This is a genomic window from Amycolatopsis saalfeldensis (assembly GCF_900110575.1).
In the GTDB taxonomy this organism is placed as follows: Bacteria; Actinomycetota; Actinomycetes; order Mycobacteriales; family Pseudonocardiaceae; genus Amycolatopsis; species Amycolatopsis saalfeldensis.
The window spans coordinates 188,214-208,025 of the sequence record NZ_FOEF01000015.1 but is presented as its reverse complement, the minus strand read 5'-3'; the positions used below and the strand labels follow the sequence as shown (position 1 = coordinate 208,025).

The 19,812-nt window shown below is 73.3% G+C and carries 21 protein-coding genes; 7 read left to right on the top strand and 14 right to left on the bottom strand.

What is annotated here, in order from left to right:
• Positions 1-17 precede the first annotated feature (17 nt).
• Genes BMY97_RS29995 through BMY97_RS29975 form a run of 5 tightly spaced genes read left to right on the top strand, consistent with a single transcriptional unit; the run spans position 18 to position 2,869 of the window.
• Positions 18-350 (top strand): hypothetical protein, encoded by a 333-nt coding sequence (locus tag BMY97_RS29995; protein ID WP_091623119.1) that lies wholly within the window; start codon positions 18-20, stop codon positions 348-350.
• Entirely contained in the window at positions 347-1,156 is an 810-nt protein-coding gene (locus BMY97_RS29990; protein WP_091623116.1) for an ESX secretion-associated protein EspG, read from the top strand. Before BMY97_RS29995 ends, BMY97_RS29990 begins: the two co-directional genes overlap by 4 nt.
• Positions 1,157-1,185: 29 nt before the next feature.
• Positions 1,186-1,605: a YbaB/EbfC family nucleoid-associated protein gene (locus BMY97_RS29985; protein ID WP_342744063.1), complete on the top strand. Its 420-nt coding sequence runs from the start codon at positions 1,186-1,188 to the stop codon at positions 1,603-1,605.
• On the top strand, positions 1,602-1,910 hold the full coding sequence (locus tag BMY97_RS29980) for a type VII secretion target (protein WP_091623105.1): 309 nt from the start codon (positions 1,602-1,604) through the stop codon (positions 1,908-1,910). Before BMY97_RS29985 ends, BMY97_RS29980 begins: the two co-directional genes overlap by 4 nt.
• Complete coding sequence (locus BMY97_RS29975) at positions 1,907-2,869, top strand: hypothetical protein (protein WP_245787569.1); 963 nt, start codon at positions 1,907-1,909, stop codon at positions 2,867-2,869. The genes BMY97_RS29980 and BMY97_RS29975 overlap by 4 nt, the downstream gene beginning before the upstream one ends.
• Here BMY97_RS29975 and BMY97_RS29970 read toward each other — a convergent pair.
• From BMY97_RS29970 to BMY97_RS29960, 3 genes are all read right to left on the bottom strand, one after another.
• Entirely contained in the window at positions 2,856-4,301 is a 1,446-nt protein-coding gene (locus BMY97_RS29970; RefSeq protein WP_218156909.1) for a BTAD domain-containing putative transcriptional regulator, read from the bottom strand. The two genes, BMY97_RS29975 and BMY97_RS29970, sit on opposite strands and share 14 nt — an antisense overlap.
• The gene (locus tag BMY97_RS29965; protein WP_091623099.1) at positions 4,298-5,467 is read right to left on the bottom strand and encodes a histidine kinase; all 1,170 of its coding nucleotides are present in this window, start codon (positions 5,465-5,467) and stop codon (positions 4,298-4,300) included. The genes BMY97_RS29970 and BMY97_RS29965 overlap by 4 nt, the downstream gene beginning before the upstream one ends.
• A gap of 61 nt (positions 5,468-5,528) precedes the next feature.
• Positions 5,529-6,122, bottom strand: coding sequence for a helix-turn-helix domain-containing protein (locus BMY97_RS29960; protein WP_091623082.1), 594 nt, complete (start codon positions 6,120-6,122; stop codon positions 5,529-5,531).
• Positions 6,123-6,200: 78 nt separating this feature from the next.
• On the opposite strand from BMY97_RS29960, the gene BMY97_RS29955 reads away from it, so the two are divergent.
• Together BMY97_RS29955 and BMY97_RS29950 are read left to right on the top strand one after the other, a co-directional pair.
• Positions 6,201-6,680 (top strand): DinB family protein, encoded by a 480-nt coding sequence (locus BMY97_RS29955; RefSeq protein ID WP_091623079.1) that lies wholly within the window; start codon positions 6,201-6,203, stop codon positions 6,678-6,680.
• A gap of 114 nt (positions 6,681-6,794) precedes the next feature.
• A complete protein-coding gene (locus tag BMY97_RS29950; RefSeq protein WP_091623205.1) occupies positions 6,795-7,793 on the top strand; it encodes an NADP-dependent oxidoreductase in 999 nt (332 codons plus the stop codon).
• 39 nt (positions 7,794-7,832) lie between these two features.
• Here the strand turns inward: BMY97_RS29950 and BMY97_RS29945 are convergent, their stop codons facing one another.
• The 11 genes from BMY97_RS29945 to BMY97_RS29895 form a co-directional block, all read right to left on the bottom strand.
• Positions 7,833-8,132, bottom strand: coding sequence for a hypothetical protein (locus BMY97_RS29945; protein ID WP_143086338.1), 300 nt, complete (start codon positions 8,130-8,132; stop codon positions 7,833-7,835).
• Positions 8,129-9,058, bottom strand: a complete 930-nt coding sequence (locus tag BMY97_RS29940; RefSeq protein ID WP_091623075.1) for an alpha/beta fold hydrolase — start codon at positions 9,056-9,058, stop codon at positions 8,129-8,131. Before BMY97_RS29940 ends, BMY97_RS29945 begins: the two co-directional genes overlap by 4 nt.
• A gap of 16 nt (positions 9,059-9,074) precedes the next feature.
• Positions 9,075-10,262 carry a hypothetical protein gene (locus BMY97_RS29935; RefSeq protein ID WP_091623071.1) on the bottom strand — a complete coding sequence of 396 codons (1,188 nt, stop codon included), beginning with the start codon at positions 10,260-10,262 and terminating at the stop codon, positions 9,075-9,077.
• Between the two features lie 72 nt (positions 10,263-10,334).
• On the bottom strand, positions 10,335-11,159 hold the full coding sequence (locus tag BMY97_RS29930; protein ID WP_091623069.1) for an HpcH/HpaI aldolase/citrate lyase family protein: 825 nt from the start codon (positions 11,157-11,159) through the stop codon (positions 10,335-10,337).
• Complete coding sequence (locus tag BMY97_RS29925) at positions 11,156-12,364, bottom strand: CaiB/BaiF CoA transferase family protein (RefSeq protein ID WP_091623066.1); 1,209 nt, start codon at positions 12,362-12,364, stop codon at positions 11,156-11,158. Before BMY97_RS29925 ends, BMY97_RS29930 begins: the two co-directional genes overlap by 4 nt.
• Positions 12,361-14,262: an SUMF1/EgtB/PvdO family nonheme iron enzyme gene (locus tag BMY97_RS29920; protein ID WP_091623063.1), complete on the bottom strand. Its 1,902-nt coding sequence runs from the start codon at positions 14,260-14,262 to the stop codon at positions 12,361-12,363. Before BMY97_RS29920 ends, BMY97_RS29925 begins: the two co-directional genes overlap by 4 nt.
• Positions 14,259-15,143, bottom strand: coding sequence for a ribokinase (locus tag BMY97_RS29915; protein ID WP_091623060.1), 885 nt, complete (start codon positions 15,141-15,143; stop codon positions 14,259-14,261). Before BMY97_RS29915 ends, BMY97_RS29920 begins: the two co-directional genes overlap by 4 nt.
• Positions 15,140-16,483, bottom strand: a complete 1,344-nt coding sequence (locus BMY97_RS29910; RefSeq protein ID WP_091623059.1) for an ADP-ribosylglycohydrolase family protein — start codon at positions 16,481-16,483, stop codon at positions 15,140-15,142. The genes BMY97_RS29915 and BMY97_RS29910 overlap by 4 nt, the downstream gene beginning before the upstream one ends.
• Positions 16,480-17,652 carry an ADP-ribosylglycohydrolase family protein gene (locus tag BMY97_RS29905; RefSeq protein WP_091623057.1) on the bottom strand — a complete coding sequence of 391 codons (1,173 nt, stop codon included), beginning with the start codon at positions 17,650-17,652 and terminating at the stop codon, positions 16,480-16,482. The genes BMY97_RS29910 and BMY97_RS29905 overlap by 4 nt, the downstream gene beginning before the upstream one ends.
• Before the next feature lie 19 nt (positions 17,653-17,671).
• Complete coding sequence (locus tag BMY97_RS29900; RefSeq protein ID WP_091623055.1) at positions 17,672-18,946, bottom strand: ABC transporter substrate-binding protein; 1,275 nt, start codon at positions 18,944-18,946, stop codon at positions 17,672-17,674.
• 38 nt (positions 18,947-18,984) lie between these two features.
• On the bottom strand, positions 18,985-19,812 hold the full coding sequence (locus tag BMY97_RS29895) for a carbohydrate ABC transporter permease (protein ID WP_091623041.1): 828 nt from the start codon (positions 19,810-19,812) through the stop codon (positions 18,985-18,987).

Genomic DNA, 19,812 nt, shown 5'->3' with positions numbered 1-19,812 from the left:
ACGACAGGAGCGACCCGATGAACTCGCCCGGCCACCAGGTCGTGCCGCACGAGCTGGCCCAGCAGGTCTCCGCCCTCACCCGGCTCGGCAAGCAGACCGGCGAGCTGGTCGGCTCGGCCGGGCGGCTGGCCGAGCGCACCCCGCAGCTCGGCACCGCGCCGCCCGCGCTGCACCTGGCCCAGCGGCTGCGCGAAGCCGCCGGGGAAAGCGGTCTCACCGGCGAGATCGGCGCCGCCGACACCGAACTCAACGGCTTCCACAACGCGCTGCAGACGACCGTCAAGCGTTACCTGGAGCAGGAGGCCGAGGCCGAGGCGGCGCTCAAGCAGGTCGGGCGGTCGGCCGGATGACCGCCGTGCTGCCGCGAGCCGGGCAGGAGACCGTGCGCCTCGGCCTGGTCGAAGCCGATCTGCTGGCCGCGCACGCCGGCGCCGGCTGGCCGTTCCCCTTGCGGGTGCCCGCTTTCGGCCGGATCGCCGGGGAACGCGAGCTCCTGCTGGACGTCGCCGCGCAGACGCTGCAGGCACGGCGGCTCGCCGACGACGCCGGCCCCGGGGGGCTGGCCGCCGAGGCGGTCACCGCGCTGCGTGAAAACCGTGGTGTGGTCCACCTGGTGGTCACGGGGGCGGAAGGCACCACCGGCGTCGCCGCCATCGTCTACCGGTCGGCCGCGCTGATCTGCCGTCAGACGCTGGACGACGACCCGGCCGGCACGCTGACCCTGCGGCGGATCCCGGAAACCGCGTTGGCCGACGCGCTGTTCGACGAGATCCCGGCCGTGGACCCGGCCCGCTCGTTGCCGCTCACGGTGCCCGCGGCCGCCGTCGACGCCGCCATGGCGCTCGAAGAAGACGCCGAAGACGACGCCTCCCGCGTGCGGACTCTGCGGGCCCTCGTCCGGGACCACGGCGGCGATCCCGAAGCACTGGACCACCTCGTCGGCCTGCTGGTGCCGGTGACCGGGCGCGGCCAGCTCGGCGCCACGCGCGACGGGCGCACCCCGGCGGGCGCCGAACTGTCCTGGGTGGACGGTCCGAGGGGCCGGGTCCGGGTGAACCGGCCCGGCGACGGCTGGCTGAGCGTCAACCCGGTCCGCGCCAACGACTTGCGCTTCGCCCTCGGCGAGCTGGCCACCCTCGCCCGGCGGCCCCGATGACCACCACCGAACGATCAGGAAGGAATCCCGTGGACGCAGCCCAGGTTGATCCTGCACAGTGGCTGGCCGACTACGACCGGACCCTCGCCCGCGCCGCCGCGAACGCCCAGGCAGCCAGCGAGAGCCTCAGCCGAGCCGGCGGACGGGCGGTGTCCCCACGCGGCGAGGTCGAGGCGGAGGTCGGTGCCAGCGGCGCGCTGACCGGCCTGCGGCTGAGCCCCGCGGCCCGCGCGCTCGAAGCCGACACGCTCGCCCGGCTCATCCTGAGCACCGTCCAGGAAGCCCACCGCGCGGCGGGCGCGCAGGTCGTGGAGATCATGACCGAGTACGTCGGCGACGGCCCGGCGCTGCAGCTCGTGCGGGACAACATCCCGGCCGACCCGGCCGCCGCGCCGGCCCGCACCCAGGACGAGGACTACTTCACCAACCCGCCGGGGATCGTCGGATGACCGCCGGATTCGGGGTCGACCCCGCTCAGCTGCGGCGGCACGCGGCCACCGTCGGCGATCTCGCCGAACGGCTCGGCACGCTCTCGCGCAGCACGCCCGCCGGGCTCGGCGACCAGTCGCTCGGCTCGTTCGTCCAGTTCCTCACCGCGGGGTTGCAGAGCGCGGCCACCAGCGCCGCCGACGCGGTGTCGCACGCGTCGTCCACAGTGGACAAAGTGAGCGCGAACCTGACGCGGGCCGCCGAAGGCTACGAACGCCGTGAGCAGCACAACGGGGCCGCACTGCCCGGGGAGGGGCTCAAGTGACCAGCAGCAGTAGCAGCAGTTCGAGCGCCGGGCAGCTGCTCTCCGACCTGAAGTCGACCACCCAGGCGGTGCGGAACAAGGACTGGCTGTCGGCCGGGCTCGGCGGGGCGAGCACCGCGGCCGACCTGCTCAGCGCCTCGTCGGATCCCTTGGCCGCGCTCACTTCCGCCGGGTTCGGCATGATCACCGAGCTGGTGCGGTTCCTCGAGGAACCGCTCAAGCAGCTGCAGGGCGACTCGAGCTCGGTGTCCTCACACTCGCAGGGCCTGAGCGACACCGGCACGCAGGTCTCGTCGGTCGCGGACGACTACCGCCAGTCCACCGGCCCGGAGACCTCCAGCTGGTCGGGCCCGGCGGCGTCGGGCTACCAGGACACCAGCTCCCAGCACGCGGACGGCGTCGACGCGGTCGGCACCGCGAGCACCGCGCTGGCCAGCGCCGTTTCGGGGGCCGGGGAGGTGGTCGGGAAGGCGCAGGCGGAGGTCGGCGGGCTGATCTCCGAAGCCGTCGGGCAGATCATCCCGCTGATGACGCAGGCGGTGGCCGCCGCGCCGGCCACCTTCGGCGCGAGCATCGCCGCCGCGATCCCGCAGGCGGTCACGATCGCCACCCAGTACGGCGGGCAGATCGCGCAGAAGCTCGGCGTGCTGCTTTCGGACTCGAAGAACCTGTTGCAGCTCATCACTTCCGTGACGAAGGGCCTCGAAGCCGTCACGCAGCTGATGACCCAGCTCAGCGAGCAGGGCTCGAGCCAGAGCGACAGTTCGTCGGCCGATTCCAGCTCCAGCCTGAGCAGTTCGGACCAGAGCAGCAGCTCCTACCCGGACAGCACCGCCCAGAGCAGCTCGTACTCCGACGGCACCAACCAGGACAGCACGACCACGTCCGATCTCGGCACGACCCCGTACGCGGGCACCAGTACCGATCCGGCGGCGGCCAAGGCGGTCAGTCCGGCGTAAGGGCGGTCCGCAGCTCGCGGTCGAGGTCCGCGCCGGGCTCGACGCCGAGGTCGATCCGCAGCCGTTCGCGGACGCGCCGGTGCACCGCCAGCGCGTCCGCCCGCCGGCCGGCCGCGCGCAGCGCCCGCATCAGCAGGACCGCCAGTGGTTCCCGGTGCGGGTGCACCGCGAGCAGCGCGGAAAGCTCGGCGATGGCGTCGTCGGCGCGGTCCAGCCGCAGCTGCAGCGCCGCCTTGTCCTGGACCAGGGTGAGCCGCCGCTCGGTCAGCCGCAGCCGTTCCCCCTCGGCGAACGGCCCGGGCAGGCCGGCCAGCGGCTCGCCCCGGAACAGCCCGAGCGCGCCGGCGTACGCGTCCACCGCGGCGGCGACGTCACCGCCGCGGGCCGCCGTGCCCGCGTCGGCGATCCTCGCTTCGAGTTCCCGCAGGTCCAGCGAAACGTCTTCGCCGGTGAAGCGGTAACCGCCGCGATCGCTGCCGATCACCGAATCGTGCGTGGGTTCGCCGGACGCGCGCAGGCACTTGCGCAGCCGGTGCACGTACACCGGGACGACCCGGCCACCGGTGCCCGGCGGCTCCAGCCCCCACACGCCGTCGAGCAGTTCCGCCGTGCTGACCGTGACGCCCGGCCGCAGCACCAGCCCCGCGAGCAGCGCCTGCTGGCGCACCGGCCCGAGGTCGAGCGCCCGCGGGCCGCGCCACGCCCGCAGCGGTCCGAGCACGCTGAAACGCAAGCCGGACAAGGATTCCGGCGCCCGGCCGGCCGGGCGCCGCTCCGGCGTGGCGCCGGGCACGACCAGGCCGTGGTCGAAGGCGTAGACGATGGCCGCGGCCCGGTCCCGGACGCCCAGCTTCGGATACACCGCGGCGAGGTCGCCCTGCACGGTGGCCTCGGAAACCTCGCAGCTGAGGGCGATCTCGACGTCGCTGAGCCCGCGGCCGACCGCGGTGAGCACGTCCAGCTCGCGCGGGGTGAGCAGGCCGGGTGGCGGGCCCGGGCGGTCCCCGGACGCGCGACGGTAGGTGGTGAGCACCCGCCCGGTGACCGCGACGTCCAGCCAGGCGTCGCCCGCCGCGACCGCGCGCACCGCGCGGATCAGGTCCTCGGCCGGGGAGTCCTTGAGCACGTAGCCGACCGCGCCCGCCCGCAACGCGCCGGCGAGCAGCTCGTCGTCGTCGAACGTGGTCAGCGCGAGCACCGGCGGGCGCGGCCCGCTCAGGCGCAGGCGACGGGTCGCCTCGATCCCGTCCACCTCGCGCATCCGCAGGTCCATCACGACGACGTCGACCGGGCCCGCGGCGGCCAGCGCGGCCGGCACCTCGGCGCCGTCCGCGCACTCCCCCGCGATGACGAAACCGTCGCGGGCCCGCAGGATGCCGCGCAGCCCGGAGCGCACCAGCTCCTGGTCGTCGACGAGCAGCACCCGCGTCACGATTCCGCTCCCGGGACCAGCGGCACGGTGACGTCGACGACCCAGTCGCCGCCCTCGGGCCCGGCGAGCAGCCGGGCGCCCAGCTGGTCCGCGCGGGCGGACATCCCGGCCAGGCCGGACCCGTCGCCGGCCGGCCTCGTGTCGGACGACCGTCTGTTCCGGACGGTCAGCCGCGCCTGTTCCGGCTCGATCCGCAGCCGCATGGCCACGGTGGCCGCCGGGGCGTGCTTGACGACGTTGGCCAGTGACTCCTGTGCGATGCGGTAGAGCCCGAGCCCCGCCGCGGCGCCGACCGCGCCCACATCACCCTCCTCGGTGTACCGCGTGTCGAGCCCGGCCGCGCGGGTGCCGGCCACCAGTTCCGCGATGTCGCCCGCGTCCGGCAGCGGCTTGGTGCCCGCGGGCTCACGGGCGAGCAGCCCGACCGTCCGCCGGATGTCGGCCATCGCCGCCCGGCCCACCCGCTCGGCCTCGGTGAGCGCGGCCACCGCCTCGTCGATGTCGCGGTCGGTCCGCAGGCCGTGCCGCGCGCCGGTCAGGTGCAGCAGGGTGATGCTCAGCGAGTGCGCGACCACGTCGTGCACCTCGCGCGCGATCCGCTGCCGCTCGGCCAGCATCGCCTGGTCCCGCACCGCCTCCTGCTTGCCGCGCTCGGCGTCCAGCGCCCGCACGTACCAGCGGAGCGTGAACCCGGCGCACAGCCCGAGCAGCACGGCGAGGGTGTAGACGGGGAAGCCGACCAGCCCGACCGTCGCCGAGGCGGCCCCGAGCACCCCGATCCCGGCGGCGGCCACCACGAACGCCAGCCAGCCCGCCGCGATCGCCGACACCTCCGCGGTCAGCACCGCCAGCATCACCGGCGCGAAGTCCGGGACCACCGGGTACGCGAGCAGCACCGTGACCGAGGCGAGCACCGCCAGCGACTTCGCCCAGGACGGCGCGATCCGCCCGGTCACCACCCAGAGCATCGCCGACCCCGCGGCGAGCAGCACGGCCGCCGTCATCGCCACCGGCGGACGGCCGTCCCGCTCGGCGATCGCGACCACCAGGGGCAGCCCGGTGAACGCGCTGATGCCCAGCGGCGCCCACCAGGGCAGCGTGATGCCCGACCGGCTCAGGCCGTCGCCCAGCCGGGCCCGGAACGCGTCCGCTGCTTTCCCCCACATCCGGAACAGCTTAGTGGCGTGGTGGGGAACGACTCGTGAGTGGCTAGGCCGGTTAGAACCGTCACGAGTCCTCTGCAGCGCCGCCCGGTCGCCGGGTGCTGGCCCGCAGGTGCGCCCGCATTCCCTGGGGCCCGAACAGGATCAGCAGCTCGACCGCGCCGCCGTCGGCGCTGCCCAGCCAATGCGGCACGCTCGTGTCGAACTCGGCCGCCTCGCCCGGCGGCAGGGTCAGGTCGCGTTCGCCGAGCACCAGCCGCAGCCGTCCATTGAGGACGTACAGCCATTCGAAGCCCTCGTGTGTCTGCACCGTCGGCTCGAGCGGCTCCTTCCGCGCGGGGATGATCATCTTGAACGACTGCATCCCGCCCGGCCGCCGGGACAGCGGCACGAAGACCATCCCGAACCGCCGGATCGGCTTCAGGTGGATCCTCGGGTCGCCGGTGCGCGGGGCGCCGACGAGGTCGTCCAGCGGCACGCCGTAGGTGCCCGCCAGCGGCAGCAGCAGCTCCAGGGTCGCCCGGCGCTGCCCGCTTTCCAGCCGGGACAGGGTGCTCTCCGAAACCCCGGTCGTCGCCGCGAGGCCGGCCAGGGTGATGCCGCGCTCGCGGCGCAGCGCGCGCAGCCGGGGCCCGACCGCGCCGAGCACGTCGTCCATGCGATGGTCCACGCGCCCAGCTTGCCAGAACCGCAAGTTCCCATGCCAGAACCGGGCGGGCCGGGCAACACTGACCGCATGCCGAAGACCACCCGCCGCCGGGACACCCCGCCGCCCCGGACCCGGAACAGCGAAACCGAAACCCTGCGCGGCTTCCTCGACTATTTGCGGACCTCGATCGCCGCGAAGGTCGACGGCGCGCCCGAACCGGCGGTCCGCACCGCCGGGGTGCCCTCGGGCACGAATCTGCTGGGCCTGCTCAACCACCTCACGTTCGTCGAGCGCGCGGCCTTCCTCGGCGAGGAGGTGACCAGCTGGCCCGCGACGTTCCGGGCCGCGCCCGCCGACAGCGTCGCCGACGTGCTCGCCCGCTACCGGGAAACGGTCGAGCGGGCGAACGACATCCTCGACGGGTGCACCGATCCCGGCGCCCCGCTCCCCCGGCCGGGGGCGCCGAGCGTCCGCTGGGCCCTGGCCCACCTGATCGAGGAGACCGGCCGGCACGCGGGCCACGCGGACATCCTCCGCGAGCTGATCGACGGCGCCACCGGGCGCTGAAACCGTTGCGGGAAAAGGCTTTCACCCGGCCGCCCCTCGGGTTTGCGCCCAGCGCAAAGTATCCGTGCCGACTACGCGATGGACACCGAGTCCGGCCGGCCCGAGACTGGGCTCATGACCAGCACCGAAGAAAACACCACGGCCCGGATCGTGCGGCCGATCGCTTACGGCGGCCCGGAAAACCTCGCCGTCTTCGGCACCCCGGTGCCGGAGCCGGCCGCCGGCGGCGTGGTCGTCGAGGTCCGCGCGGCCGGGGTCAACCCCATCGACTGGAAGCTCTACAGCGGTGCCTTCCACGCCGTCGCCGACAAGAACAAGACCTCCGCCGGCGTCGCCGATGACACCCTGCCCGCGCTCGGCCTGGAATGCGCGGGCGTGATCGCCGCCGTCGGCTCGGAGGTGACCGGGGCGAAGGTCGGCGACGAGGTGCTCGTGTATCCCGTGACCGCTGCCTACGCCGACTACGTCACCGCGCCCGTCACCTCCCTGATCCCCAAGCCCGCCACGGTGGGCTGGGCCGAAGCCGGGGCGTTGCTGCTCGCCGGCACCACCGCCGTCCACGTGCTGCACGCGGCCGGTGTGGGCGAAGGCGACACCGTGCTGGTGCACGGCGGATCCGGCGGGGTGGGGCTGATGGCCGTGCAGCTGGCGGCCGCCCGGGGCGCCACCGTGATCGCCACGGCCGCGGAACGCAACCACGACCTGTTACGCGACCTCGGCGCCATCCCGGTCGCCTACGGTCCCGGGCTGCTCGACCGCGTGCGGGCCGCCGCGCCGGGCGGGGTGACCGCCGCCGTTGACCTCGCCGGCACGGCCGAAGCGCTCGACGCTTCGCTGGAACTCGTCGCCGACCGGCAGCGCATCGCCTCGATCACCGGCACCGAACGGCGCTCCGCGGCCGGCATCAAGGTGCTCGGCAACGGGCCCGGCCAGGACACGGGCACCGAGATCCGCAACGCCGCCCGCGCCGGCCTGGCCGACCGGGCGGGCGCGGGTGAGCTGCGAGTGGTCATCAGCGCCGTCTACCCGCTGGCCGAGGCCGCGAAGGCGCACGAGGCCGGGATCGCCGGGCACACCCCCGGCAAGCTGGTGCTGGTCCCTCAGCACTCGTGAGTGTTTGGGCCGGTTAGAACCGTCGCCTACATTCACGAGTCACTCGTCGGCCGCGATCGAGCCGGGGATCCCCGCCTGCCGGGCCACCTCGGCGGCCAACGAGGCGAGATCGGGCGCCTCGCCCGTGCGGATCACGGTGCGGCCGTCGTAGCGGGTCCAGTACAACGCGCGCCCGGTCTCGAGGTTGCCGTCGCCGTCCATCAGGTTCCGGCCCAGCCGGATGCGGCCGCCGTCGACGGTGGTGACCCAGACCGCCGGGTCGGCGCGGCCCGGCTGGTCGATCGCGTAGCGCGCGACCCCCGCGGCCAGCAACGCCTCGATCACGGCGTCGGTGTTCACGCGGCCGGCAGTTTCGCGGCCCACGCGGTCAAAACCGCGGCGTAACGCTCCGGCTCGGAAGCGTGCATCACGTGCGCGGCGTCCGGGAAGGACTCGTAGTCGACCCGGACGCCGGCCGCGCGGAGGATCGCCTGGGCCCGGCCGGCCTGCAGATCCGACAGCGCGCCGAAGAACTCGCCGGTCTCCGGGTCGGTCGCGCGCACGTGGTGGGTCAGCAGCACCGGCGTCTTCACCGACGACAGCATCCGGTCGTGCGGGCTGTGGAGCCCGGCCGTGCCCTCGAAGAACACCCGCGCCCACTCCGGGTCGTACTCCTTCAGGTTCTGCGGCGGCTCCCCGGGCAGTCGCATCATGGCCAGCATCTTGACCGGTGACGACCGCGCCGCGGCGGCGAGCCCGGCCCAGTCGCCCACCGACCACTGGTCACCGAGGTAATCGCGGTACAGCTCGAACATCGGCCCGGCGCCCTGGCGGATCCCGTGCCCGTGCGCCGGGGCGAGTTCGGCGGCGAACAACGGCGCGTCCTCGCACAGCGCGCCGCGGATCTGGCCGGGCATCGCGTACGCGGCGAGCCAGGCCGCGAGCACCCCGCCCGAGGAGCAGCCCGCCACCACCACCGGCCGCCGGACGACCAGCGCGAGAAAGCGCACCAGGTCGTTGCCGAAGTTGTCGAGGCTGTACCGCTTCGGCGTCCACGTGCTGCGGCCCTGGCCCCGGAGGTCGACCGCGAACACGTGGAAGTCCTCGGCCAGCAACGCCATGGCGGCCTCGTAGCTCCACCACGAACCGGTCTGCTCCGGCAGCAGGAGCAGCGCGGGCTTGTCCGGCGAGCCCGCCTCGGCGTAGTTCAGGACCACCTCGCCGAGGTCGACCTGCCGCTCCGGGTACGCGTGCGGGACGAAGACGTTTCGCGCCGAAGCGGGCATCACATTCTCCTTGGTGTCAGGCGCCGTACGTGGCCTGCTTCACCGCGAACACGTTACGGCTCCCGACCGTCTCCTGCAGGCTCCACAGCAGGTCCGCGTTGGCCGTGTCTTCCCAGTACGAAAGGCTTTCGCCGCCGCCCACCCAGGCGTGGGTGGCCGGGCCGGTCGCCGAGGCCCAGTAGTAGAGCTTCTTGTCGCCCGAGGAGTTGAACCACCAGCGCCCGTTGTGGGAAGCGACGCCGTTCAGCTTGTACCAGGGCAGTTGCAGGGCTTGGCTGGCCGTCGTCGCGGCGGCGAACGTCGTGGCGCCTGAGGCGAACGGGAAGCGGATCGCCCGCGGCGGGCGGTTGGGGTAGTCCGCGCAGCCGGACGGACAGGTGTACTCGGCCATCACGATCGACTTGCTGACGCGGTCCAGCGAGATCGACGACCAGGCCAGGGCGGTGCCCGACGTCGTGCTCGCCGTGATGGTGCCGACCTGCGGCAGGACGTAGGCGTAGTTGTGGGCGTAGTAGGTGTTGCCGCTCTGGTGGCCGATCTGGTCCGCGGTCCCGCCGGTGTCGGTCTTGAGGATCTTGCGCAGGTCGAACACGCGCATGCCGTGCCCGGTGTCGGCCACGTACAGGTAATCGCCGTACCAGGAGACGCCGCCGGCGTGGATCGGGATGTCCTTGAAGTCCGGGGCGGCCGCGGTGCCGGTCGGCTGCACGAGCAGGATCTTGCGGTACTTGTCCGGGTACGTCGCGTCCCAGTCGGCCAGGATGACCCGGCTGCGCTGCTGGGCGCCGCCGCACGCGGTGTCGGTGTACCAGCTGGTGACCACGAGCTGGTGGCCGTCGTAGTTGCCGCTGCCGGCCGTGCCCACCGCGTCACGGCTGGTGGTGATGCCCTGCGGGTAGCTCTTGCAGTCGGAGTTGTCCCCCGAATCGAACCGGAAGCCGCCGGACAGCCCGGCGACGGAGAAGGACGACGGCAGCGGCGCCCGGTCGAGGTTCGCGTTGTCCATCACCGTGTGGACGGGCGCGGTGCCCGCCTTCGAGACCAGCGCCGAGTTCACGGCGTCGAACTGGGTGTAGTTCGCGCTGAGCGTGAACTGGCCGGCCGGCAGGGTCGTCGGGCCGGCCGCGGCGAAAGCCGGCGCGGCGACCAGCGTCCCCGCCGTGACCAGCGCCAAGGCGAGCAGGGAAGAACGGCGTACTGACATGAATCCCCCAGGAGTCGAGTCAACCCCGCCACGCTAGGGCTCGCGCGGGCGGCCGCGCAATAGCCCGGCGGGTCACGGGGCGGGGTCGGCGAGCGTCAGCACGGCGCGGGCCTGCTCGACCATCGCGACGTCCAGGAACGTCCCGTCGGCGAGGGCGATCGCGCCGACGCCCGCCGCCGTGGCCCCGGCGACCCGGTCGAGGACTTCCTTGGCGCGCAGGACTTCCCGCGGCGTCGGCAGGAACGCGGACCGGATCGTCTCCAGCTGCACCGGGTGGATCGCCGTGCGGCCGCGGAACCCGAGCGCACGGCCCGCGCGGCACGAGGCCGCCAGTCCTTCGAGGTCGCGGACGTTCGGGTACACCGACATCGCGGGCGGCGGCAGGCGCGCGGCCCGCGCCGCGACGATCACCCGGCTGCGCGGCCAGGCCAGCGCGGCCTCGTCGTCGACCTGCAGGTCCGAGCGCAGGTCGGCCTCCCCGAGGGAGATCGAGGCGATCGCGGGTGAAGCCGTCGCGATCTCCAGCGCCCGCTCGACGCCCAGCGCGGACTCGATCAACGGGTGCAGCGCCCGGCCCGGCAACGCCGCCGCGAGGACCAGGATCTCTTGCGGTGACTCGGTTTTCGGGATCCGCGCGCCCACCGTGAGCGGAAGGCCGGCGAGCGCCGCGAGGTCCGCTTCGTGCCACGGCGTGCTCGGGTGGTTCACGCGGACCTGCACCGGGCGGGTGCCGGAGGCGAGCAGCCGCACCGCGTTGGCCCGCGCCTCGTCCTTGTGCGCGGGCGCGACCGCGTCCTCGAGGTCGACGAGCACCACGTCCGCAGTGGACTCCAGCGCCTTGCGCACCCGGTCCGGCCGGTCGGCGGGGGTGTAGAGGAAGGTCAGCGGCGGGGTCATACCGCGCCCCCGTCGCGGAGTTCGGCGACGCGCTCGGCGGAGAACCCGAGTTCGCGCAGCACGGCGTCGGTGTCCGCGCCGTGCGGGCGCCCGGTGAACCGGATGACCCCGTCGTTGCCGGACAGCCGGAACAGCGGGCCCTGCATCAGCATCGGCCCGAGCTCCGGGTCGTCGACCTCGTGGATCGTGCCCAGTGCGCGGAACTGCGGGTCCTCGACGATGTCGGCCGCGGTGTAGATGGGGGCGACGGCGGCCTGGGCTTCCTCGAAAGCGGAGACGACCTCGTCCCGCGTGCGTTTCGCGATCCAGCCGCCGACGGCCTCGTCCAGCTCCTCGGCGTGCTTCGCCCGGTCGGCCCCGAGCGCGAACCACGGCTCGTCCACGAGATCGGGCCGGCCGACCAACCGCACCACGCGCTCGGCCACCGACTGGGCCGAGGTCGAGACCGCGACCCACTGCCCGTCCACGGTCCGGTAAGTGTTGCGCGGCGCGTTGTTGATGGAGCGGTTGCCCGTGCGCGGCTGGACGCTGCGCAGCTGGTCCCAGCGCGTGATCTGCGGCCCGAGCATGGCCAGGATCGGCTCGATGATGGCGGTGTCGACGACCTGCCCCAGCCCGGTGGTGCCGCGCGCGGCGAGCGCCACCATCACCGCGTACGCCGTGGCCAGCGACGCGACCCCGTCCGCGAGCCCGAACGGCGGCAGCGTCGGCGGGCCGTCCGGCTCACCGGTCGTCGCCGCGAACCCGCTCATCGCCTCGGCGAGCGTGCCGAACCCGGGCCGCGAGCGGTACGGGCCGAACTGCCCGAACCCGGTGACGCGCGCCAGCACGAGCCGCGGGTTGCGGGTCGACAGCTCGTCGTACGAAAGCCCCCAGCGTTCCAGCGTGCCGGGCCGGAAGTTCTCGATCACCACATCCGCGGTGGCGGCGAGGGCGAGGAAAACCTCGCGGCCGCCCTCGCTGCCGAGATCGATGGTCACGGTGCGCTTGTTCCGGCCCAGCGTTTTCCACCACAGGTTGACGCCGTCCTTGGCGGCGCCGTGGCCGCGCGAGGGATCGGGCCGGCGCGGGTGCTCGACCTTGATCACGTCGGCGCCCATGTCGCCCAGGTGCATCGCGGCCATCGGGCCGGCGAACAGGGTGGACGCGTCGACCACGCGGAGCCCGGCCAGCGCGCCGGCGTCCGGATCACGGGAGACCGTCACGCCGTCACCTCCGGGAGGTCCCAGGCGCACCGGAAGCCGACCGTCGCGCTGCGGGCCAGGCCGAGCCCGGGCAGCAGCAGCTTCACGCTGTAGTCCGGCGCGTGACGGCCGCCTTCGACGTACCACTCGGAGCCCTCGGCCCGGTAGTCGCTGCCGCCCTTGAGCATGACGAACCGCGTGCGGCCGTCGGAGTGCTCGCTCTCGGTCCAGTTCCACACCGCGGGCTCACCACGGCGCAGGCCGCCGGACTCCCCCGCCAGCTGCCATTCGTCCTCAGTGGGCAGTCGCCCGCCGCGCCAGGCGCAGTAGGCCCGCGCGTCGTCGAGGTCCACACAGGTCACCGGCGCATCCGCACGACCTGGCGGCTTCGAGGCCCGATAGCCTGTGGCAGCGACGAATTCGGCGAACTGGGCGTTCGTCACCTCGGTCGCCGCCACCGCCACGGGGGTGACCAGTTCACCTTCACGCTGGAGCGTCCGCGCATCGTGCAACCGCGGTGGCAGCGGCTTCCACTCGTCGACGTACGGCGCGCCCTGGTACATCCCGGTCTCGCGGGCCCGGTACCGGACTGTCAGCACATACGGCCCGGCCGGAACCACCACAGCGTCCACTTCGGGCACACCTTGTGTCCGTTGTGGAACGACGCGGGTGGCCAGCCGGTGCGGGAAGCGGGCGTCGGGATCATGCCGCGTCCCGGCCAGCGCGTCACGGAGTTCCGGCAGCCACAAGGGTTCCTCCGTGAACTCCAGGGCCGCGCCGATCCCCCGCGCCGGCACCCCGTCCAGGAGGTCGATCCCCGGCAACGGTCCGTGGCATCCGGTCTCGCCGCGGTTGACGAGTGTCCACAGTGTCACGCCGTCCAGCTCCCAGCTCGACGCGTAAACCCCGGGCGACACCGAAGGCAGCTCGGCGAGCGGGGTCCACGAGCCACGCAGCAGCAGTTCACTCGCCGCGCGCTGGATAGTGACCATCCGCCGCAGGGTCGCCGCGTCCCGGGGCGACCAGCCGACCCAGACGCCGAAGACGACCTCCCAGACCATCACCCCGACGCCGTTGAGCCACGCCGAGTGCAGTTCCTCCGAGTGGTCGCGGTGCCAGCGCCGGACGTGGTGCTGCATGTGCCGCCGCTCGTACCAGTGCGAGCGCAGGACGCCGGGCACGGGCGAGTCGGCGAAGAACTGCGCCCACGACGCGGCGTGGTCCTCGATCCGCTCGACCGCGAGCTTGGACTCGCCTTCCAGCACCAGGCCGGGCCGGGCCGCCTCCAGCCGCGCGACGAACTCCGGCTCGGCTTTTCTGAGCGTGTCGAGGAAAACCCCGTCCACGCCGAGGTCGGCGACCAGCGCGGCCAGCTCGGCGCGGTCGTCACCGGCCCGCCGAGTGCCGATGTCCCAAGGGTTGTAGTCGACGAACACGTGCAGACCCGCTTCGTGCAGCGCGGTGATCAGGGCCGTCAGCCCGGGCACGTCGCGGTAGAAGTCCCACTGGTTACGGTCGTCGAGGCCGATCACCGGGTACGCGTGCCACAGCACCACCGCGTCCAGGCCGCCGAACCGCGTCCGCGCATCGGCGAGGAACCGCTCGGGCGTGAACTCCCCCGTTGCGAAGGAGTAAAGCAGTTCGTCCCACAACCACACCTGCGCGACGGCGTAGCAGGTGGCGGCCCACGCGCCGGCCGGACGCTCGTAGGCCGCGCCCGTGTAACCGTGACGGCGCCGGGCGTCTTCGCGCCACACCCGCAGGTTCTCGCGCCACGCGGGCCAGTCGGCCGGGTCGGCCGGCGCGGCGAAGATCTTGGCCTCGTCCAGCGAGGCCAGTGCTTCGGCGGTGAGCACGGCGGGCACCTCCGAAGGCCGGTCGATCGGACGCGGGACCAGCGGGTCGAACGGGACGGTCATGACACCTTTCCTCCGGCCGCCGCGGCGACCTCCTCGGCAGCCGGGACGCCCGCCTGCGCACCCGGGCGCGTGACGGCCAGCGCACCGGCCACGCCGGCCAGCCGAGCGGCGCCGGCCAGGCTCGATCCCCGCGCCAACGCGGCCGCCAGCACCCCGCAGAACGTGTCCCCGGCACCGGTCGTGTCGACGACGTCCACGCGGATTCCCTTGACCCGTAACGGTTCCCGATCCCGCTCCAGGACCAGGCAGCCGGCCGATCCGAGGGTGACCACGGCCGAGGGCACCCGCTTCAGCAGCTCCTCCGGGGCACCCGCGAGGTCAGCGGCCTCATGCTCGTTCACGACCAGCACGTCGACCGCGGCCCACACGGCAGCGGGCAGCGCCCGCGACGGCGCCGCGTTCAGCACCAGCAACGCACCCGGGCGGCGGGCGGCCGCGGCGGCCGCCACTGCTGCCAGCGGGATCTCCAGCTGGGCCAGCACCACGTCGGCCGCGGCGATCCGCTCGGCCTGCGCGGCGCCGAGCCGCAGCCGGTCGTTGGCGCCCGGCGCGACGACAATCGCGTTCTCGCCGTCCGGGGCCACGCTGATCAGCGCCGTCCCGGTGGGCGCGTCGACCCGCTCGACGAGGTCGGTCCGGACCCCGGCCCCGCGCAACGACGCGAGCAGCAGGTCCGCGGCCTCGTCCGCACCGAGGGCGCCGAGGAACGTCGTGTCCGCTCCCCCGGCCCGCGCGGCGGCGACGGCCTGGTTCGCGCCCTTGCCACCGGGGTGACGCCGGAGACGGCCGCCCAGGATCGTCTCCCCGCCGCGCGGCGGGCGCGGCACGTCGACCACCAGGTCGGCGTTCGCCGAGCCGACCACCACCACCCGGCCGGTCACGAAGCACCCCGGGCCGCCAGCGCCGTCGTGCGGGCGGCGAGGTCCACTATGGACTGCTCACCGCCGGGCAGCGAGGTCGCGATCCGGCCGTCCAGCGGGTTGGTCCAGTACTCGCCGATGCCGCCGATGCCACGCAGCGCGCCGACGACACCGCCGACGGTCGCCGCCGCCGAGTCCGTGTCCCAACCGGCCGTGACCGCGATCGAGACGCTCGGGCCGAACTCGCCGCCGCCCTTGGCCAGCGCGTACGCGATGACCGCGGCGTTGTTGAGCACGTGCACCCAGTGCAGGTCTCGGTACTCCGCGTGCAGCCGGTCGAGCCCGGCACGGACATCACCTTCCGACGCCGCCTCGCGCCCGAACCGCACCGCGGCGGCGAGACGGCTGCGCGGCGGGATCACCGCGAAAGCCGCGTCCAGAACCTCGTCGACGGTGCCGCACACCATCGCCGCCGACGCGAGCGCCGCGGCCCAAAGCGCGCCGTAGACACCGTTTCGCGTGTGGCTGAGCCGGGCGTCGGCCCACGCCAGCCGCGCGGCGGCGCGCACGTCGCCCGGGCAGACCCAGCCGAAGACGTCGGCGCGGATCAACGCACCGATCCACTCCCGGAACGGGTTCTGGTGCGTCGCGGTCTCCGGCACCGGCCGGGCGTCGAGAATGTTGCGGTAGGCCGCGCGTTCCGCGGTGAAGACACGGCCCGCCGGGAGCTGGTCGAGCCACAGCTGCGCCACGTCATCGGTGCCGAAGCCGTGGCCGTGGGTTTCGAGCAGGGTGAGCGCGAGGATCGGGTAGTTGAGGTCGTCGTCCTCGGGCATCCCGTCGATGTTCTCCTCGAGCGAGGTCGGGGCCGAGCGCCGGTTCCACGGCCAGCGCGCGGCCACGTCGGCGGCCAGGCCGGCCGCGGTGAACCACCGGTCGAGCGGCCAGCGCCCGGTCGCGCGCAGGATCTCCTCGATGCCCTCGCGGGGGATCTTCTCCACCGGCTTGCCGAGCAGGCACCCGGCGGCCCGGCCGGTCCAGGCCCCGAGCACCCGGCCGTCACCCACGATGTCCGGCAGCTCCGGCGCGGGCGGCAGCAAAGCGAGAATCGCCTCCCAGCCGTCCGGCTCGTCCGGTGCCGGGGCCGCGGGCAGCGCGTCCAGCTCGTCGAGCAGCTCTCGCGCCAACGCCCGCAGCGATGGGGACGCCGGGCGCGGGCCCGCTCCGCTCACCGCGGGCACGAGGTCACCACCGGCGCCGGCCCAGCGCGCGCGTCCCCCGAAGGTGTCCTTGCCCTCCACTGTGGACTGAACCAGCTCGTGCGCGAGCAGGTCCTCGGGCTGGGCCCAGGTCAGCCTCACGCCGGCTCTCCCACGGCGACGAGGGTGTCGAGCGCGCTGAGCCGGGCCAGCGCCCGCTCGCGGTCGGCGCGGAGGATGTCGGCGGCGGCCGAGCCCAGGAGCCGGCCGGTCTCCCGCAGGTCCGTGCGGCTGGCTTCGCCGATCGCGTCGACCCACTCGGCGGGCACGACCTCGGTCCCGCCGAGGCCCGCGCAGACCGCGCCCGCCATCACCGCGATCGAGTCCGCGTCGCGGCCGTAGTTGACGGCGGCGAGCACCGCGCCGTGGAAGTCCCCCTGGTGCGCCAGCACAAACGCCAGCGCGGCGGGCAGCTCCTCGATCGACTTCGTCCGCGACGGGCGCCGCGCGTCCATCGACATCTGCCGGTACTCCGGGCCCACCGAGTCGAACGGGGCGACCGTCTCCCGGACCAGCCGGGCCAGCGCGCGCTCCTCGTCCTCAGTGGACGGTGGCGTGGTCCGGCCGCCGAACACGTCGACCACCGCCTGCAACGCCGCCGCGGTCCCGTCGTGCGCCACGTCGAGCGCGGCCTTCACCACGTCGTCGAGGCTCGCGCCCGGAGCGACCGCGGCGGCGATCATCGCGGCCAGCACCCCGGCCGCCTCACGCCCGTAACTCGACTGGTGCGCGCCGGTGAGGTCGATCGCCTCGGCGTACGCGGCACGCGGGTCGCCCGCGTTCACGATCCCCACCGGGGCGACGTACATCGCGGCGCCGCAGTTGACCACGTTGCCCACGCCGGCCTCACGCGGGTCGACGTGCCCGTAGTGCAGCCGCGCCACGATCCACTTCTCCGCGAGGAACACCCGCTGCAGCAGCAACGCCGTCGACTCCAGCTCCGGCACCCACCGCGGCTCGCCGATCATCAGCGGCACCAGGTCCTCGGCCATCGCGTACGCGTCGAGGTGCGCCCGGCGCTTCGCGTACACCTCGACGAGCGCCCGGGTCATCAGGGTGTCGTCGGTGATGTGCCCGTCGCCCTTGTGGTACGGCGCGATCGGGCGGGCGTCGCGCCAGTTCGGGTACCAGGGGCCGACGATGCCGGTCACCCGGCCGCCGTGCCGCTGCTCGATCTGCTCGGGGGTCCAGCCCTCGACGGCGCCGCCGAGCGCGTCGCCCACCGCCGCGCCGGTGATCACCGCGACGGCCCGGTTTTCCAGCCAGGTCAAGAATCCGCTCCTGTCCGCTTCATTTGCTGACGCTCTTCCAGCCGTCTTCGAGCTGGCTCTTGAGCCCGTTCGCGTCGACCTGCTGCGCGAGGAACCGCTGGTACGCCGGTGTCGCGACGGTGTCCTTCCACTGCGCGTACTTGCCGGCGAACAGGTACGGCGCCGAGGTCAGGTACTGGCCCGAGGCGAGGATCGTGCCCCAGCCGTTCTTCGAGCCGAGCTTCGTGGTCAGCGCCTGCCGCGCCGAGGTGGTCGGCGGGATCAGCGCGTCGGCCTCGTTCATCGCGGCGAGGTTTTCCGTGCTGGTGAAGAAGTCCACGAACTGCGCGGCCTCCTTGACGTGCCCGGAGTCCTTGCTCACCGAAAGCGTCTGCGGGTTCGCGGCCTGCTCCGGCCCGGCCGGGCCCGCCAGCGGCGGCAGCACGATCCAGTCGAAGCCCTTCGGCGCGTCCTTCTCGATGTTCACCGCCTGGTAGGAACCCTGGACGGTCATGGCCGTCTGGCCGGCGTAGAACGGCGCGAGCGCCTTGGTGCCGGACTGCGTCAGCGTGACCGGGAGGATCGACTTGTCCTGGTACGCCATCGTGTTCACCAGCTGGGGCAGCGCCATCTCGCCCTGGCCGACCGAAAGCGCCGCGTTGTCGCCGGTGCCCTGGAAGTACTTGCCGCCGAAGGCTGGCGCCAGCGCCACGAACGCCGCGGTCGGGCTCGACAGGCCCCAGCCGAGGCCGTACTTGCCGTCCTTGGTGGTGGCCTTGGCGATCTGGCGCAGCTGGTCCCAGGTCATGGTGGCGCCGGTCGGGATCGCCACCCCCGCCTGCTGCAGCTGGGTCTTGTTGGCGAAGACCACATAGGACTGGAGTTCGGTCGGGACGGCGATCACCTTGCCGTCCACCGTCACCGAGTCGAGGACGCCCTTCGGGATGTCCGCGCGCTTCTGCTCGGACAGGTACGGGGTCAGGTCGGCGAGGTAACCGTCACTGGCGAACGGCGCGATGCCCGCCGCCTCGTAGTGCACGATGTCCGGCGCGGAGCCCGCGTTGAACTGGGTGACCAGCTTGTCGTAGACGCCGTCCCAGCCCGCCGGCACGATCTTGACCTGCACGTCCGGGTGCGCCTTGTTCCAGTCGCCGACGATCTTCTGGGTTTCCGCGATCGCCGCCGGCTGGTCGGACAGGGACTGGAAGGTGAGCGTGACCGGCCCTCCGCTGTCCCCGCCGCCGCTGCCGCACGCGGCGAGCAGCAAGCTGGTGACCAGGAGGCAGGCGGCGACCACCGCGCGTCGTGTCTTCATCGACCGACCTTTCGAGCGTTTTCCATCGGGGTAACGGGTCATCCCTTCACCGCCCCGGCCATCAGGCCGCTGGTGAGCTTCCGGCGAAGGATGCTGAAGAAGACGATGCTGGGCATGGCGGCGAGCACGGCGCCCGCCGCGAGCGGGCCGAGGGCGACCTTGCCCTCGCCGCCGACGAACATGTTCAACGTGATCGGCAGCGTGTAGTTCTCGGGCGACTGCAACAGGACCAGCGCGAAGAAGAACTCGTTCCACGAAGACACGAAGCTGAACATCGCGGTCGCCACCACGCCGGGGGCCAGCAGCGGGAAGACGATCGTGCGCAACACGGTCAGCCGGTTCGCGCCGTCCATCGCCCCGGCTTCTTCCAGCTCCACCGGGATCGCGGCCACGTAACCCTGCAGCATCCACAGCGCGAACGGCAGCATGTACGTGGTGTGCACCAGCGTCAGCCCGGCGAGGTTGTCCGCCAGCCCGAGCGTCCGCAGGATGAGGAACAGCGGCAGGATGATCAGCACCACCGGGAACACCTGGCTGACCAGGATCCAGCCGACGCCGGCCACCCGGACCTTGCCGCGCAGCCGGGCCAGCACGTACGCCGCCGGCACCGCGATGAGCACCGAAAGCGCCGTGGAGGCCAGCGCGACGACGAGGCTGTTCCACGCCGAATGCAGCAGGCCCTGCTTGGTGAACGCCTCCGCGTAGTTCTCCCAGTGCCACTCGTGCGGCAGCAGGCTCGCCGACAGCGAGTTCAGCTCACCGGACGACTTCACCGAGGCGGAAATCAGCCACAGCAAGGGAAATCCGAGGAACAGGAGGTACAGCGCGAGGGCCGCGTACTGGGCGGGGCGCAGGAGCAGGCGCAT